The following is a 15,343-nucleotide window of genomic DNA, read 5'->3' as shown; positions in this document are numbered from 1 at the left end:
ACTTTCGGTCTACCTCTTCCATAAAGTTGCGCTCATCCAACCAGAAGTCTATCTGGGAAATGCTCTCTTGGATATCTATCACATCAAAATAATCTGCGAGTATCTCTGGAAAGATACAACGCAACAATTGCTCGGTCTTCATGATGCAAAGATAACAAATACCTATGAAATTATGTGCATGAGAGGGAGGGGTTGCAACTGGGTTTTACGACTGACCCGTTTTACGACTGACCCTTGAAAACCAGCAGTGAAGAGGAAAGAAAAACGCCTGCAAACCATAAAAAGTTTACAGGCGTTTTGTTACTTTGTAGTCGGTACGAGAATCGAACTCGTATGCCAAGATTGAGAATCTTGTATCCTAACCATTAGATGAACCGACCGTTTTGTATACGTATCTTTTGCGGAAGCGGGGGGATTCGAACCCCCGGTACGGTAACCCGCACGTCAGTTTAGCAAACTGGTGGTTTCAGCCACTCACCCACACTTCCCTTCCTTTTCATCGTAAAGGAGAATGCACTGTGTTTCAAATGCGGTTGCAAAGGTAATGGTTTATTTCTGAATACTGCAACCTATGTAATGAAAAAAGATTGTTTTTAAAATTTATTAACAAGTAGATTTCAGCGCATATTATCGTCTACAAACGACAGCGGAAGTAGATCTTTCACGCTTCTGACACAATAGATTTTTTGAGTACCGTATAAAAGAATTTTGATAGGCTTTTTGTATCGATCTTCTATCTCCAGTATAACCTGTCGACAAGCTCCACAAGGTGTGATGGGATCAGACAATATGCCTTTCTCGTTCCGGCCTACAATGGCCAATGTTTCAATGGGACTTTCGGGATAGTTGGCTTGAGCCGCAAAGACAGCAGTACGCTCTGCGCATAAACCAGATGGGAATGCAGCATTTTCTTGGTTGGCTCCTATCACCATTTTTCCATTTTCAAGTCTTAAAGCAGCACCCACATAAAAGCGACTGTAATTTGCGTATGCATTCTTAGTGGCCTTGATGGCGGCCTGAACCAACTCTTGGTCTTGTGGTGAAAGCTCATCGAGCTGATAACTCTGAATCGAGATATTAATGTCAATTTGTTCCATGTATGTTAGGGTTTAAAGTATTCATAGGCGCCGATATCCGGCAGTTCATCTCTCTTTCTGCCATCCCTGTCCAAGGGTAAGGATGTTGCTTGATTGGCCTTTCCTATGGCCAAAGATTTTTCTCGCAATCTGAAATCATACCTCAAGCTATCTGTGTCAATCAAAAGGAAGTTCTTGTGACCAGCCTGAATCGTATCTTTTACATCTTCGTATGTCACGTTTTTAAAATAAACACTATCTGCTGACTCTTCACGAGGCATGCGTAGCAGACAGCTCTCAAAGGCGAAATGCAGCTGAGAGGCATCCTTTCCAGGGTTTCTCATCACCTCATGGGCGGAGTAGCCCGTAACAAGTGAGTTGTTACAAACGAATTGTATTAAGGGTGAAGATGCGGCACTTAATCTTAAAGCCACACCTCTGTTAGAGTCAAATGGATAAAATTGCGCTAAGGTACAGCCGTTCATCACCACATCCCCGCCATCTATTGAAACGCAATCGTTGAGGGTATTGCTGAATACAGAATTGTTGATGGAAACTTGCGCATGACGAATGAGCAAGCCATAACCTTGACAGTTGTGGATGGTTGAATTGGCCATGACCAGTTTTTGTTTCGCTATGTCGGCAGAATCAATTACCAAGCCATTGTATGCGCCATGGATATCGGCGTACGAAATGGCATTCTCGTTGGACGAAGGATAAATATGTACTCCCTGCCACTGACCACTCAGCCCATCATAAGGCAGGTAATCGAACATACGATCCAGTCGGTTGCCTCGCAAGACGACTTCTTTTTGCGGTTCTCCCTCGATGGACAGCCGACCATAGACGTCAATACCAGCATGCTGATCGAAATACAGCGTTGTGCCGGCAGCTATGCGCAAAGTCTTGTTTTCTTCAACAGTCAGCTTTCCAAACACCACAATGGGCTTGGTTCCTGTCAGTACAGTATCATTCAAAATATGATGATCGCGTAAGAAAATAGCATCCCACGCATAGGCATTCAGATTAACTTTTTGCTCCTTTCCATTCTCCAATGCAAACACAAGGTTGTCTTCAATGCGTTGCGGCACATCGGCATGTTTAGCCGGAGCGGTTAGTTCTACATACACACGAATGCTATCATTCTTCCTAATTTCAATCTCTGAAGTTGCATATCCCACATCTTTACCCAGGTAAATACCGTCTACATTGACTCTAAAGCCAGTCTGATTGCCCCGTTCTAACCTAACGTTAGAGCATCTAATGCCTTCTCCTGAATGATTATAAACCCAAAAAGATTTGGCTGCCGAGGGAATGTTGGAGAAGACGGTATCAAGCTTGATACTGTCAGAAGAGAATGTCAACAAATGATTGGGTGATGAAGAAAAGGTATCTTCATCATGACATGCAGTGAAACCAATCAGTGTCAACAAACAAACTATAATAGACAATCGAATATTCATTAATGAATAAACGCTAAAAGTGATCATTTATTTTTGACAGCCCCAATAAAGTATTGACAAGAAATGTAAAATAAGCAATGGTCAATGCAAGAGAGGCAACACAAATATGTTTAAATCATTGCACTCAACTTTTCATAACTCACCCCAACAAAGTCATTCATAACCATATCTGACAAAGGCTCGATAACCTCTACAGAGTTCGTTGTAGCCAGTCCACAAACCTTCATTTGAGCGGCATTTCCCGCTTTCAATCCGTTGATACTATCTTCAAACACAACACATTGGTTGTGCGAAACAGAGAAATGAGCAGCAGCCGTAAGGTAACAATCTGGATCAGGTTTACTTCGTTTAAAGTCCTCACTGGTTAGGATGACGTCAAAGAACACTTCAAATTCTGGGTGACGTTGATATACATTTGTCATTTTCTGTTGATTGCTACTTGTCACAATAGCCATATTAACTTGATACCGTTTCAGGTCTGTAATAAAGGCAACAACGCCAGGAATGTATGCGTAATCCATACTTTTTTCAAACTCAATGAGCTGATTCTCTATTTCATGCTGCGCCTCTTCTTCGTCTTTAAAATACCGATTGAATATCTGATTCAGTGTCTGTCCCTTGATAAGATGGGCAAAATGCGGTATGTCAGGCTTGTAAACCTTACCTATCCGATCCCAACAAACGGTATACTGAGACTCGGTATCCAGTACGACTCCATCTAAATCAAAAAGTGCTGTGTTAAACATTATTTACCTTATTTTATAGAATGACATGTCAAAGGTACAAAAAATATTCGTATTTTTGCACAAAAAAGAGAAGATGAGGAATCTGTTGTGGGTCATTGTCCTCGCCCTTTTTGCATCAGGATGTGATGACAATCACAACAACTTGGCGAAGAAATACGGTTTACAAGCCATATCCTTTGCGATAGATTCTACCACGTATCTGGTTAACAACGCTCACTCCCCCAAGTGTGAAGTATCCATCCAAATGCAATGTATGCGAGGAAAAAACGCTCCGAAAATTAACCAAGCGTTGATTCAATCTGGTTTTCTGATGACAAATAGCTTATCTCAAACAAACGAGTCAACCGACATGGAGAAGGTCCTGCGTACATTTGTAAGCCAATATATGGATGAATACATCAACACTTATGGTCCGCTTTACCGTGCAGATTCTGTCAATCCAACTACCTATAACAGACGCTATCAGCTAAAATCGGAACTCCAAAACAACCAAAAAGATATCCTCACATACATCATTTACATGTCAACAGAGGCAGGATCGTCACAAACATCAAGTCAAACGATCGCAAAAAACTTCAACTTGAAGACAGGAGAGTTAATCACTTTGTCAGACCTTTTCATTGAGGGGTATGAAGAATCTGCAAAAGAAATCATTCTTGAAAAGTTTCAAAGACGTTTGAAAAATCATCGAACTGAATTCCAAAAACAGGCAGGAAGTTTGAAAGAAGCCGATATTTACATCACAGATAATTATGTCATTGGCAAGAATAAAATAACTTTTATCTACTGCGAAGATGAGATTGCGCCCCATGAATGCGGCGAGATGAGGGTTGATTTGAGCAAATCTGAATTAAAGAAATATTTAAAATGGACATAGAAGCGATACTGAAATATTTCCCTTCGTTAACCGTAGAGCAGAAAAAACAATATGGCATGCTTCAAGAACTGTACGGCGATTGGAACGCAAAAATCAACGTCATATCACGCAAAGACATTGACTATCTGTATGAACATCATGTCTTGCATTCGCTGTCTATTGCCAAATTGGTCGGTTTCATCGACCAAACACGGGTTTTAGACCTAGGGACAGGAGGTGGCTTTCCTGGCATTCCCTTGGCCATTATGTTTCCAAAATGTAGCTTCACACTCATCGATGGAACGGGAAAAAAAGTTAGAGTGGCCGAAGAAATTGCCCATTCCATCGGCCTAAAGAATGTCGCAACCAAGCATGTCAGGGGCGAAGAAGAAAAAGGTGTCTATGATTTCGTGGTGAGCAGAGCCGCCATGTCGCTACCCGACTTGTTCAAAATCGCCAAGAAGAACATTTCCAAGGAGCAACGAAACGTACTGCCAAACGGAATCATCTGCTTGAAAGGTGGCGATCTTGACACCGAGACGAAACCATTCAGACGCATCGTTGAGACCTGTTCGATATCCAATTGGTTTGACGAAGAGTGGTTCAAAGAAAAGAACATTGTCTATCTGCCACTTTAATTTCATCTTACAACAACACTAAAAGACAATAATATATGCTCAATATCAAATGCTTCGTGTGCAATATGCTGCAAGAGAACTGCTATGTAGTCAATGATGATACCAAGGAATGTGTCATCATTGATTGCGGAGCCTTTTATGAAAAAGAGCACAAAGCCATAGCGCAATATATCGAAGCTCAAGGTTTAACCCCCGTTGATTTCATCGCTACGCACGGACATGTCGACCACCATTTCGGCGATCAGTTTATCTACAAAGAATACGGATTAAAGGTGAAAGTTCATCGGGCTGACGCTTTTTTGATGCAACTACTGCAAGAACAAGCTGAAGCGTTTGCGGGTGTCAAGCTATCTGACGATTTCCCAAGTGTGGGTGAGTATCTCAACTCGGATGACACCATATCCTTCGGATCACACCAATTCACTCTGATAGAAACTCCGGGACACACACCTGGAAGCGTGTTTTTTTATTGTCAAGAAGAGCATGTTGCATTTTCAGGCGATACATTGTTTCACCTATCCATCGGAAGAACTGATCTTCAGGGAGGCTCCATGTTCCAGATGATTCAGAGTTTAAGAATGCTTTCACAGCTTCCTGACAACACTAAGATATACCCTGGACATGGTGAACCAACAACAATCGGCACTGAACTCGCAGGAAATCCCTATATGGATCGCTAAAACGAATACGCAATGACAACTCCCCAACAACAGCAAATCAAAGAAAAAGTGATACTGGGAATAGATCCCGGTACCAATGTGATGGGTTATGGTGTCATTAAAATTCTTGAAAGAAAGCCATCCATGGTAGCCATGGGGGTGATTGACATGCGTAAGACTGATGATCCTTACCTTCGATTAGGACACATTTTTGATCGTGTCACTGGCATTATTGAAGAGTATCTGCCCGATGAAATGGCCATTGAAGCACCTTTCTTCGGAAAGAATGTGCAGTCCATGTTAAAGTTGGGACGTGCCCAAGGGGTGGCCATCGCTGCGGCCATTCACCACGATGTACCCATTCATGAATATGCTCCGCTCAAGATTAAGATGGCTATCACTGGTCAAGGTCAGGCCAGTAAAGAACAAGTGGCAGGGATGCTTCAAAGACTTTTGAAAATCACTCAGAGCGAGATGCCACATTTCATGGATGCCACAGACGCCCTCGGGGCAGCCTATTGCCATTTTCTTCAGATGGGAAGACCAAGCGTCGATAACAAGTACCACGGCTGGAAAGACTTTATCAACAAGAATAAAAACAGACTTTCACATCCTTCTACCAAGTAACAGAGCAACAATAGAACATTCAAAAGATTCATAACCACCCAATTATATCAAATTAAGAACAAGAACAAGAAAGATAAGAGAATTATGAAAAAAATCATTATGCTACTCGCTTTCACCTGCACATTTGCAGTGAATGCCATGTCTCAAGAAATCTACAACGAAGTAAATCGCATCATGCACCAGGCTGAAGCAATCAAGAACGACACGAAAAGAAACTTGGAAGAGCGGAAAATTGCTACTTTCAAGGCCGACGCTATCTTCTACCTTATCACGAAAGCGGCGCAAAACGACCATTTCACCGAGTTGGAATTAGGCAGACAAACCAATGCCATGATTGACTTTGTCAACAGCTTTGTCAAGCGTTTGGCTCGCTCATCCAATAAGCAAGACAAAGAAATCTTGATGGCTCGATTCAAGAATGCCACCGTTCAAAATCCACTATTCAACGATCCGGAGAAAGAAATCACCTACGCATACATAGACAATGAAAAATTCATTACGCAGTTTTCTATTGACACCGATTGGGTAAAAGCATTGAATGCAGTGAAATAAAAAGAGGTTTCGCCTAAGGGGTGTTACCATCCCAACGGGCACATTACTACTCACTTCTTCTGGTGATAATGAAAGTAGTACCAATAAGTTTTCCCATAGATATCCCGAATTTTGGTTTGTCTGACCATCTTTTCGGGATATTTTTTTTCCAAATCCTGATAATCTCTGTAATCCGCATCTGCCACCGCATCATGATACACCAGCTTTGGATCTGAACGCGAATGGGTATAAAGCACTAATGCCTCACGATAATGTTTAGGCAACAAGCTGTCAACATGATAGTAACGAGGAAGATGAACCACAAACTTGTCCAAATTTTTATCCAACAAATAGCCGCATAACAAATAATCTCCGGCTGGTTTCTGGGCCTTTCTGCTCGCCGTGATGAGTTCCAAATAGCGCATGACAGGCATCTGCTGTCTGGGCATGACACCGATGTAACGATACACATCTTTATCTGATGTCAACAACATTCTCACCGAACTGCCGTTCGGCAGCAGCGACTGGGACTCGCCTATCAAAGGGTATTCAAACAGGCTCTCCCCCATTTTATGCGTCTTTGACAAGCAATAGGCACGCAGCATCACAAGGTTTGAATCGGTTTTCAAATCGTTTTTCCCCACCTCCAGCGCATCTTTGTATTCCTTGTTGACGATAGCCTGTTCCATTTTGGCGCGCTCATGAAATACCACGTTATGATTACTGAACAGACCTACCAGCACAAACATCACGCCCAGCAACATGATATTTTGCCACAAGAGATGCACAAGGTCTTCGTGTGCTTTTCCTTCTTCCACTTCGTGCCTGTTTCTCTTGAGAACCCACATCAGACCTCCATAGGCCAATAGCAGCAAAGGTGCCGCTATCCACCACCATCCCAATGAAAAGTGGCGGTCAATGTCATTACTGACATCTGTCAGAATTGTCAGTAACAGTAATGAGGGGAAAAAGGTAAGCGAGAAGCCTATTCCTGATGGACGACAGACATAAGATACGCCAAGATGCACCAGATAGAGCGTCAAGGTAATCAATATCGCACCGACACCGGCATGGTAAGCGGTTCTTCCTCCTGACAGTACATGTTGCGACACGGCCAAAACATCAGCCTGGTACACATACAGATACACGAAAGTAAAGCAACAAAACAAAATGCTGCACACCATACGTATCAACAACGTATCATTCAAACGAGTTATAGGCTGTGTGACCAAGAGGGGATGTTTAGCGTTTCTTCAAAACCATGGCACTGCGCGCTGGTATGTATAATTTAAGCCAGCCCTTGTTTGCTTCTTCGTACAGGGGGTCAAAATTGGTCAAATGCTCCACGCTATCGTCTGTCAAACCATTACCGCCAAACTTGGGATCATCTGTATTCAACACAACTTGATAGCTTCCTGCCGGAGTGAGAAAGCCATAATCTACAAATGATTGGGAGGGCGAGAAGTTAAACACAAACACCAAATCTCCCCGCATGTAGCACAGTATTTGATCGCCATCATGATGCCAAATTTCCTGAACCGCCGTTTTGTTGAATCCTTTCTGTGATTTCAACAGGTTGACCATCGCGCGGTCGAAGTCGCCCAAATAATGATAATCCAGTTCCTGATTGTCCACCAGGTTCCACTGTCTTCGGGCATATTTATGGCTCCATCCATTTCCTTCTCTTGGAAAATCAATCCATTCAGGATGTCCGAACTCGTTACCCATGAAGTTAAGATAACCTCCATTTATCGTGGATGCAGTGACCAACCTAATCATCTTGTGAAGCGCTATACCACGATGAACCAAAGCATTTTCATCACCTTTCTTGAAGTGCCAATACATGTCAGCGTCAATCAGCCTGAAGATGATGGTTTTATCACCTACCAAGGCCTGGTCATGACTTTCGCAATACGAGATGGTCTGCTCGTCTGAACGCCGGTTCTTGATTTCCCAAAAGATGGAGCTGGGTTTCCAATCTTCATCCTTCAGCTCTTTGATGGTCTTGATCCAGAAGTCGGGTATGTTCATAGACATGCGGTAATCAAAGCCCAAGCCGCCATCCTTCACCTTGGCAGCCAAGCCCGGCATGCCGCTAACCTCTTCTGCAATGGTTATCGCATCTGGGTTCACTTCATGGATAACCTGATTTGCCAGCGTCAAATAACAAATGGCCGCATCATCCTGGTGACCATTATAATAATCGGAATAGTTGGTAAACGCCTCCCCCAATCCATGGCTATAATAGAGCATCGAGGTGACACCGTCGAAACGGAACCCATCAAAATGGAATTCCTCCAACCAATATTTACAGTTGGACAGCAGGAAGTGCATCACCTCATCCTTGCCATAATCAAAACACAAACTATCCCATGCTGGATGCTCATGCCTGTCACCAGGACAGAAATACTGATTAGGATCGCCCGCAAGATTACCCAGTCCCTCAACCACATTCTTAACCGCATGACTGTGCACGATGTCCATGATGACGGCCACGCCCTGCTGATGAGCTGCATCTATCAACTCTTTGAGTTCTTCCGGTGTACCAAATCTCGAGGATGCTGCAAAGAATGAGCTGACATGATAGCCAAAAGAGCCATAATAAGGATGCTCCTGTATGGCCATAATCTGTATGCAGTTATAACCAGCTTTCACGATACGCGGCAGCACATAATCCTTAAATTCGGTGTATGTACCAACCTTCTCGGCATCCTGCGCCATGCCTATGTGGCATTCGTAGATGAACAACGGATCTCTGGAGGCTTTAAAGTTGGTTATCTTCCACGCATAAGGCTCCTCTGGACACCATACCTGAGCCGAGAAAATCTTAGTCTGATTGTCTTGAACCACGCGGTTTATCCAAGCCGGAATGCGCTCACCCTGACCACCTTCCCAATATACATGCATCTTGTAAAGATCACCATGGTGGATGGAAGTTTTGTCCATCATCAATTCCCAGTTGCCCGTTCCCTCAACACGCTTGACGGCATATTCAGGCCGTTCTTCCCAATTATTGAAGTCACCAACCAGATAAATGGCCGTCGCATGGGGTGCCCACTCCCTGAACACCCACCCCTCTGCAGTTGGATGCAACCCGAAATAATGGTGTCCCGATGCAAATTCGCTTAAAGTAAACTTTCCGTTTTGCGTCAAACGGCGTTGCGTCGCCATCGCATGCTCATGCCTGCCGCGGATGGCGTTGGCGTAAGGTTCCAGATAAGGATCATTCTTGATGATGCCCAACTCACTCGCTACCTCTTCCTGATGTTTTGTTTCTGCACCCTTTAGGTGGTGTGACGCATTATTTTTCATGATTGAACAGACTTAATATAAGATGATGATATATAAGAAACGTCTAATCCACATAACGGCGACCTCGCTCGTAATGACCTCGAGTGACCACCTTTCCGTTGCGATCTTTCTCTACAAACTTGCCGTCTCTGGCATCGTCTACATACGATCCTTCAAATCGCTTGCCGTCTTTAGTCTCCTCTATGGCAGGGCCGTTGCGCTTACCATTCTTGAACGTACCCTTGTATTTGCTGCCGTTGGCGTAGTGAATAATCACTTCACCATGCACCTTCCCAGCCTTAAAGTCACCTTCAAAAACATCGCCATTCTTCTTCACCAGCTTTCCTTTTCCGTTTTGCAAGTCGTTTTTCCACACCCCGGTGTATCGGTCACCATTGGCCCATGTCATCGTTCCCACACCGTTTTTCTGTCCATCTTTGAACGTTCCAGTATATTTATCACCGTTGGCCAAACGAAAGATGCCTTCTCCTGTTCGTTCGCCCTCAACGTATTCACCTTCGTATACGTCACCGTTTTGGAATTTATAGATACCTTTACCGTTCTGGATGTCGCCCCGCCAGTCGCCTGAATAGACGTCACCGTCGGCATATTTGTAAAGTCCTTTTCCTTCACGCACATTGTTCAGCCACTGACCGTCATAGCTGGAACCATCGCCCCAATCAAAGTATCCCTTGCCACTTTTCTCGTCATCTTTCCACTGCCCTTTGTAATAGGCGCCGGTTGAAAAGGTGTAAGTTCCCTTGCCTTGGCGTTTGTCTTGATACCAGTTGCCCTCATAGCGGTCACCATTATAATAATACATCACACCGTGTCCTTGCTGATAGTCGCGAAACCACAATCCCACATACTTATTGTTGTTTGCGAAATAATAGGTTCCTCGGCCATGCTGCTGGTTTTGAAACCACTGACCTTCATATTTTTCTCCATCCGCAAACGTATAGATGCCATACCCCTGCCGTTTGCCTTTTACAAACTCGCCCTCGTAAGAGTTACCATTGCTGTAAAGCACGTTGCCCTTTCCCTGAGGCTTGCCACCAGACATTTCTCCTTTGTATTGTCCAGTGACGCGAGTTTTGCCCCCGCCTTCGGATATCGTACAGGAGCCCAAGGTGAGTTTTTGGGCAAAAACATAGAATGGAAATAGTAACAATATGATAGATAACAGTTCTTTCTTCACGTGATAACGGGTTTTGTTGTACCGTCCAAAAGTACTTATTTTTAGTGAGACAGCAAAGATTATTAGTATTATTTAGTATCTTTGTACGTCTTAAATTAGATTTTTTATGAAGTTTACAGGTATCATACCGGCGCGCTACGGGTCGTCCCGTTTCCCCGGAAAACCATTGGCCATGCTGGATGGCAAGACAGTTATCCAACGGGTGTACGAGCAGGTTTCACTGGTATTGGAAGATGCTTTCGTCGCAACTGACGACCATCGCATCTTTGATACCGTCACAGCATTTGGCGGAAAAGCGGTGATGACCAGCCCAAACCATCAAAGTGGAACAGACAGAATCGAGGAAGCAGTAGAGCAATTGGGACTGACGTGTGACGTGGTGCTCAACATTCAGGGCGACGAGCCGTTCATTCAGCGACAACAAATAGAAACGTTGTGCCATTGCTTCGACGATTCTAAGACGCAAATAGCAACGCTGGGAAAACGGTTTGAAAGCCAGGAGGCGTTGGAAAATCCCAACTCACCTAAGATTGTGGTTGATAAAGATGGGTATGCGCTGTATTTCTCAAGGTCGGTCATCCCATTCATCAGGAACAAAAAAGGTGACGAGTGGATGAGCCAATATCCTTTTTTAAAGCACCTGGGCATTTACGCTTACCGCAGAAACGTTCTCAGGGAAATCACCCAGCTGCCGCAATCTTCGCTGGAATTGGCCGAAAGTTTGGAACAGTTAAGGTGGTTGCAGAATGGTTACCGCATCAAGGTTGGGCTCACTGACATTGAGACTGTAGGAATAGATACACCCGAAGATTTAGACCGAGCCGAACGCTTTTTAGGCCACTTGCAGCGGGTGAGATAACAATGTCCTGTTGGTGGATATTTAATAGCATGGACTTTGAACAGCAAAGTCATTGAGTTTGGGGATCAAAAGCATTGAGTTTGAGTGCCAAACTCAATGGTTTTAAAGCTATCTATGTATTATTATGGTTTTCAATTGGTTGGAAGCACCGCTGGTATATGATAAGATGATGTTCATTCGCGAAACATTTCTACTTTTAAAACCGTTCGTGTGGCTTTTGTCATTTTATAGGGGTCGGCCAGCCTCTCCTCCACTACCCAAAGTATATGTCCTTGATGATCGGTCAGCACCAATTGCCGTCGTTTCTCAAACAGCGACATCTTGCGGTCGGTCATGTAGTCGCTCAACAATTTGGTTCCTTTCATACCGAAAGGCTGGAAGCGGTCGGACGGCTGGACGGGTCTGAGCACTAACGGAAAACTTACTTGGTTAAAATCCATGTAGGCACAGCGTTTATCCTTGACGGTTTGAGCCGATATGGGGGCGGAGATAACGGAAAGCCTCACTTTCAACTTAGTATCAAAGCGGTAAACACCTGGTTCGGGAATGGGGAGTGGCTTCTGTGTTTCATTGTTGCGCTGCGCCAACACCAGTTGGTCGCGGTCAATCAGCAACTCGTGTGTCTTGGATGTCCACACTCTTCCGCTGCCATTGTTTCTGTTTTCATAAATACTGTCAACCTGCTTGGAGGTAAATTGATAGTTTTTTAGCAAATACCACAATACATATTCGTGCGTAACTTCCTCCAGGGGGAAATACCAATAAGGTCCACGGGCTTTCCACTTGGCCTCTCGTTCCATCCACCTGTCAAGGATACTCACGACATCAGCCAGGCGCAGGGCTGTTTGCAGGATGTTTTGCTGTGCCGCTGGATTGATGCTTTCCAAGAGCGGAATCACTTCCAACCGCATTTTATTACGCTGAACATCTGGCACTAAATTGGTGCTGTCGGTAATATAATTCTGTTGAATGGTTTTCAGGTAACCGGTTATCTCTTTGCGACTTACACAAAGTAGTGGTCTGTATATATAATCGTTTTTAGGCGCAATGCCCGTCAATCCATGAATGCCGGTTGAGCGAACCAGGTTGATTAAAATGGTTTCTACGCTGTCGTCCTGATGATGACCCACACACACGCCACCAGCACCCATGTCCTTACAAAGGTTTTTGAAATGGGCGTATCTCAGCTCGCGCGCCGCCATTTCAATGCTCACATGGTGCAACTGGGCATAAGAGCGTGTGTCAAAATGCGCCAAATGCAAGGGGATGCCAAGTTTTTGACACAACTCTTGGCAAAAAAACTCATCCCTATTCGACTCTTCACCGCGTAAATGAAAATTGCAATGGATGGCTTCTAAGCGGTAACCCAGCGCCTTCAGGCAGCGAAGCAAACACACGCTGTCAGCTCCACCAGAAAGGGCTACCAGATATAACTCATCTTTGTGAAGCAACGATAAAGATGAGATATATTGCTGAATATGATGCTCAAACTTATTCAACGTATAAGACGAGACCCTTCAGATATTCTCCTTCGGGATGGTAAATGTTGATGGGATGGTCGGCAGGCTGGTGCAACTGGTGCAGGATGCGAACCTTGCGTTTGGACTGGGCGGCCGCGGTGAACACGGCATTCCTGAAGTTTTCTTTCGTTACCACCTGCGAGCAACTGAACGTAAACAGTATTCCACCGGGCTTGATGCGTTCGAACCCCTTAACGTTCAGTCGGGTATAGCCCTTCAAAGCATTGCGTAGCGCCGCCCGATGCTTGGCAAAGGCGGGAGGATCCAGCACCACCAGGTCGTATTGTGCATCATGAGCGTTGAGATACTTGAAAGCATCGTCACAGAAAGCCGCATGCCTGGCATCCGACGGGAAGTTCAACTTGATGTTCGCATTGGTCAACTCTACAGCTTTGGCGCTGCTGTCAACCGAATGAACGAGCTTGGCCCCACCGCGCATGGCATACACAGAGAATCCTCCGGTGTAGCAAAACATGTTGAGAACCGAGCGGTTTTGAGCATATTTTTCAAGCAAAGTGCGGTTTTCACGCTGGTCAACGAAAAACCCTGTCTTTTGCCCTTTCAACCAATCCACATGAAATTTCAGTCCGTTCTCGATAGCCACGTTGTCATCACTGTCACCGTAGAGGAATCCATCTTGTTGGCCCAATTCGGCCTTGAACGGCAAGGTGGTCTCGCTTTTATAGAAAACATGCTCGATACGACTGCCCATCACGCTCCTGAGAGCCTCGCATATAGACAGTCGTTCAACGTGCATGCCGACGCTATGCGCTTGCATGACGGCCGTTTTTCCATAACAATCAATGATTAAGCCTGGCAACATGTCGCCTTCACCGTGCACCAATCGGTAGGTGTTGTTTGTTGGATTGTCGGCAATGCCAATGGCAATGCGCATGTTCAAGGCTGCTTTTAGTCTTGACTTCCAAAACTCTTGGTCAATGGTGATGTCACTAAACGACAATATTCGCACAGCGATAGAGCCAATTTGGTAATGCCCTATGGCAATGAACTCTCGGTGAAAGGTTACGACTTTGACAAGTTCGCCTTCTTCAATCCCATCGTCCATCCGAAGGATTGCACCAGAGAAAATCCAAGGATGGAAACGTTTAAGCGACTCTTCTTTACCCCTTTTAAGCTGTATGGTTTTGGTTGTCATCTTTTACTTGTTTAGCGTTATTTTCTTCTTCGTCAGGTATGAGCGTATAATCGCCCGTTTCTTTCAGCCTAAGAATTTCTTCATACAACATGATACAGGCCCATGCGTCAGTGGCTGCGTATAGCTTTTGTTTATCCGTGAGGTTCTCCTGATCCCAATTGGTGAGGCGTTGACGCTTGCTAATCTTTTGATGAAAGAGGTTTGCATACAACTTCTGAAGACTTAAATCTTTGATTCCGAGTTCTCCAACAATATCTTGTAAATCAATGAAATATCCTTTCTTGAATTCTGATCTTCTATGCAGCATCAACAAGTCGTCATGCCACGACAATCCAATCATCTTGGTTTGCGTATTCTCCAACAACATTTTGATGGCTGGAGTGATGCCTAACATATTAAGTCGAAACAAGAAACAAACCTCCTTGGTGGCAACCTGAAACAATGAAACTTGATAAGATTGTCCTTTTCTGAATACGGGACGCGTTTCGGTATCTACGCCCAAGAGGTCTTGAGACAACAAGAATTTCACAGCTTTTTCTGCCATTTTTTCGGTGGTCACGACAATGATTCGACCTGGAAATAAAACTTGTGGGAGTGTGTGGATGGCTTCCTTGTTGAATTTGCTATAGATAGTTCTCTTCATAACCCATATTCTTATGAATTGCAAAAATAGAAAAAAGTTATCAAAACGTGAAGGATTCTGACATATTTACGCTATTTTTG

General features: G+C 44.3%; 15 protein-coding genes and 2 tRNA genes. 6 read left to right on the top strand and 11 right to left on the bottom strand.

Translation table 11 applies throughout. From position 1 onward, the window contains the following. Window positions 1-308: 308 nt before the first annotated feature. From HMPREF1254_RS09780 to HMPREF1254_RS09760, 5 genes are all read right to left on the bottom strand, one after another. A tRNA-Glu gene (locus HMPREF1254_RS09780) sits at window positions 309-380 on the bottom strand. Window positions 381-401: 21 nt separating this feature from the next. Further along, window positions 402-488: transfer RNA gene (locus HMPREF1254_RS09775), tRNA-Ser, on the bottom strand. A gap of 129 nt (window positions 489-617) precedes the next feature. Continuing rightward, window positions 618-1,097, bottom strand: coding sequence for a cytidine deaminase (cdd, locus tag HMPREF1254_RS09770; RefSeq protein ID WP_023058441.1), 480 nt, complete (start codon window positions 1,095-1,097; stop codon window positions 618-620). 5 nt (window positions 1,098-1,102) lie between these two features. Next, complete coding sequence (locus HMPREF1254_RS09765) at window positions 1,103-2,539, bottom strand: right-handed parallel beta-helix repeat-containing protein (protein WP_036878965.1); 1,437 nt, start codon at window positions 2,537-2,539, stop codon at window positions 1,103-1,105. A gap of 110 nt (window positions 2,540-2,649) precedes the next feature. Continuing rightward, window positions 2,650-3,285: an HAD family hydrolase gene (locus tag HMPREF1254_RS09760; RefSeq protein WP_023058459.1), complete on the bottom strand. Its 636-nt coding sequence runs from the start codon at window positions 3,283-3,285 to the stop codon at window positions 2,650-2,652. Between the two features lie 25 nt (window positions 3,286-3,310). On the opposite strand from HMPREF1254_RS09760, the gene HMPREF1254_RS09755 reads away from it, so the two are divergent. The 5 genes from HMPREF1254_RS09755 (at window position 3,311) to HMPREF1254_RS09735 (ending at window position 6,617) form a co-directional block, all read left to right on the top strand. Then, window positions 3,311-4,162, top strand: a complete 852-nt coding sequence (locus HMPREF1254_RS09755) for an RsiV family protein (RefSeq protein WP_023058408.1) — start codon at window positions 3,311-3,313, stop codon at window positions 4,160-4,162. Continuing rightward, window positions 4,153-4,779, top strand: a complete 627-nt coding sequence (gene rsmG / locus HMPREF1254_RS09750) for a 16S rRNA (guanine(527)-N(7))-methyltransferase RsmG (protein ID WP_023058440.1) — start codon at window positions 4,153-4,155, stop codon at window positions 4,777-4,779. The genes HMPREF1254_RS09755 and rsmG overlap by 10 nt, the downstream gene beginning before the upstream one ends. Window positions 4,780-4,814: 35 nt before the next feature. Next, window positions 4,815-5,459 carry an MBL fold metallo-hydrolase gene (locus HMPREF1254_RS09745; RefSeq protein WP_023058483.1) on the top strand — a complete coding sequence of 215 codons (645 nt, stop codon included), beginning with the start codon at window positions 4,815-4,817 and terminating at the stop codon, window positions 5,457-5,459. A 12-nt stretch (window positions 5,460-5,471) separates the two neighbouring features. Further along, on the top strand, window positions 5,472-6,065 hold the full coding sequence (ruvC, locus tag HMPREF1254_RS09740; protein ID WP_023058410.1) for a crossover junction endodeoxyribonuclease RuvC: 594 nt from the start codon (window positions 5,472-5,474) through the stop codon (window positions 6,063-6,065). 84 nt (window positions 6,066-6,149) lie between these two features. Beyond that, a complete protein-coding gene (locus HMPREF1254_RS09735) occupies window positions 6,150-6,617 on the top strand; it encodes a hypothetical protein (RefSeq protein ID WP_023058397.1) in 468 nt (155 codons plus the stop codon). 50 nt (window positions 6,618-6,667) lie between these two features. Here HMPREF1254_RS09735 and HMPREF1254_RS09730 read toward each other — a convergent pair whose 3' ends face one another. The 3 genes from HMPREF1254_RS09730 to HMPREF1254_RS09720 are packed head-to-tail and all read right to left on the bottom strand — an operon-like array spanning window position 6,668 to window position 11,085. Continuing rightward, entirely contained in the window at window positions 6,668-7,804 is a 1,137-nt protein-coding gene (locus tag HMPREF1254_RS09730; RefSeq protein ID WP_231385846.1) for a DUF6057 family protein, read from the bottom strand. Between the two features lie 34 nt (window positions 7,805-7,838). Then, window positions 7,839-9,908 (bottom strand): alpha amylase C-terminal domain-containing protein, encoded by a 2,070-nt coding sequence (locus tag HMPREF1254_RS09725; protein WP_023058424.1) that lies wholly within the window; start codon window positions 9,906-9,908, stop codon window positions 7,839-7,841. 43 nt (window positions 9,909-9,951) lie between these two features. Beyond that, the gene (locus HMPREF1254_RS09720) at window positions 9,952-11,085 is read right to left on the bottom strand and encodes a phosphatidylinositol-4-phosphate 5-kinase (RefSeq protein ID WP_036891219.1); all 1,134 of its coding nucleotides are present in this window, start codon (window positions 11,083-11,085) and stop codon (window positions 9,952-9,954) included. Between the two features lie 106 nt (window positions 11,086-11,191). Between HMPREF1254_RS09720 and kdsB the strand changes: the two genes are divergently transcribed. Continuing rightward, window positions 11,192-11,944: a 3-deoxy-manno-octulosonate cytidylyltransferase gene (gene kdsB / locus HMPREF1254_RS09715; protein ID WP_023058445.1), complete on the top strand. Its 753-nt coding sequence runs from the start codon at window positions 11,192-11,194 to the stop codon at window positions 11,942-11,944. A gap of 173 nt (window positions 11,945-12,117) precedes the next feature. On the opposite strand, the gene tilS is transcribed toward kdsB, so the two are convergent. The 3 genes from tilS to HMPREF1254_RS09700 are packed head-to-tail and all read right to left on the bottom strand — an operon-like array spanning window position 12,118 to window position 15,263. Further along, on the bottom strand, window positions 12,118-13,443 hold the full coding sequence (gene tilS / locus HMPREF1254_RS09710) for a tRNA lysidine(34) synthetase TilS (protein ID WP_023058503.1): 1,326 nt from the start codon (window positions 13,441-13,443) through the stop codon (window positions 12,118-12,120). Continuing rightward, window positions 13,436-14,620, bottom strand: coding sequence for a class I SAM-dependent rRNA methyltransferase (locus tag HMPREF1254_RS09705; RefSeq protein WP_023058384.1), 1,185 nt, complete (start codon window positions 14,618-14,620; stop codon window positions 13,436-13,438). The genes tilS and HMPREF1254_RS09705 overlap by 8 nt, the downstream gene beginning before the upstream one ends. Beyond that, entirely contained in the window at window positions 14,595-15,263 is a 669-nt protein-coding gene (locus tag HMPREF1254_RS09700) for a 3'-5' exonuclease (RefSeq protein WP_023058492.1), read from the bottom strand. Before HMPREF1254_RS09700 ends, HMPREF1254_RS09705 begins: the two co-directional genes overlap by 26 nt. Window positions 15,264-15,343: the final 80 nt, after the last annotated feature.

The organism is Prevotella sp. BV3P1, from assembly GCF_000479005.1.
Lineage (GTDB): Bacteria > Bacteroidota > Bacteroidia > Bacteroidales > Bacteroidaceae > Prevotella.
Note: the sequence above shows the minus strand (reverse complement) of the source record. Positions and strands in the feature narration are given on the sequence as shown.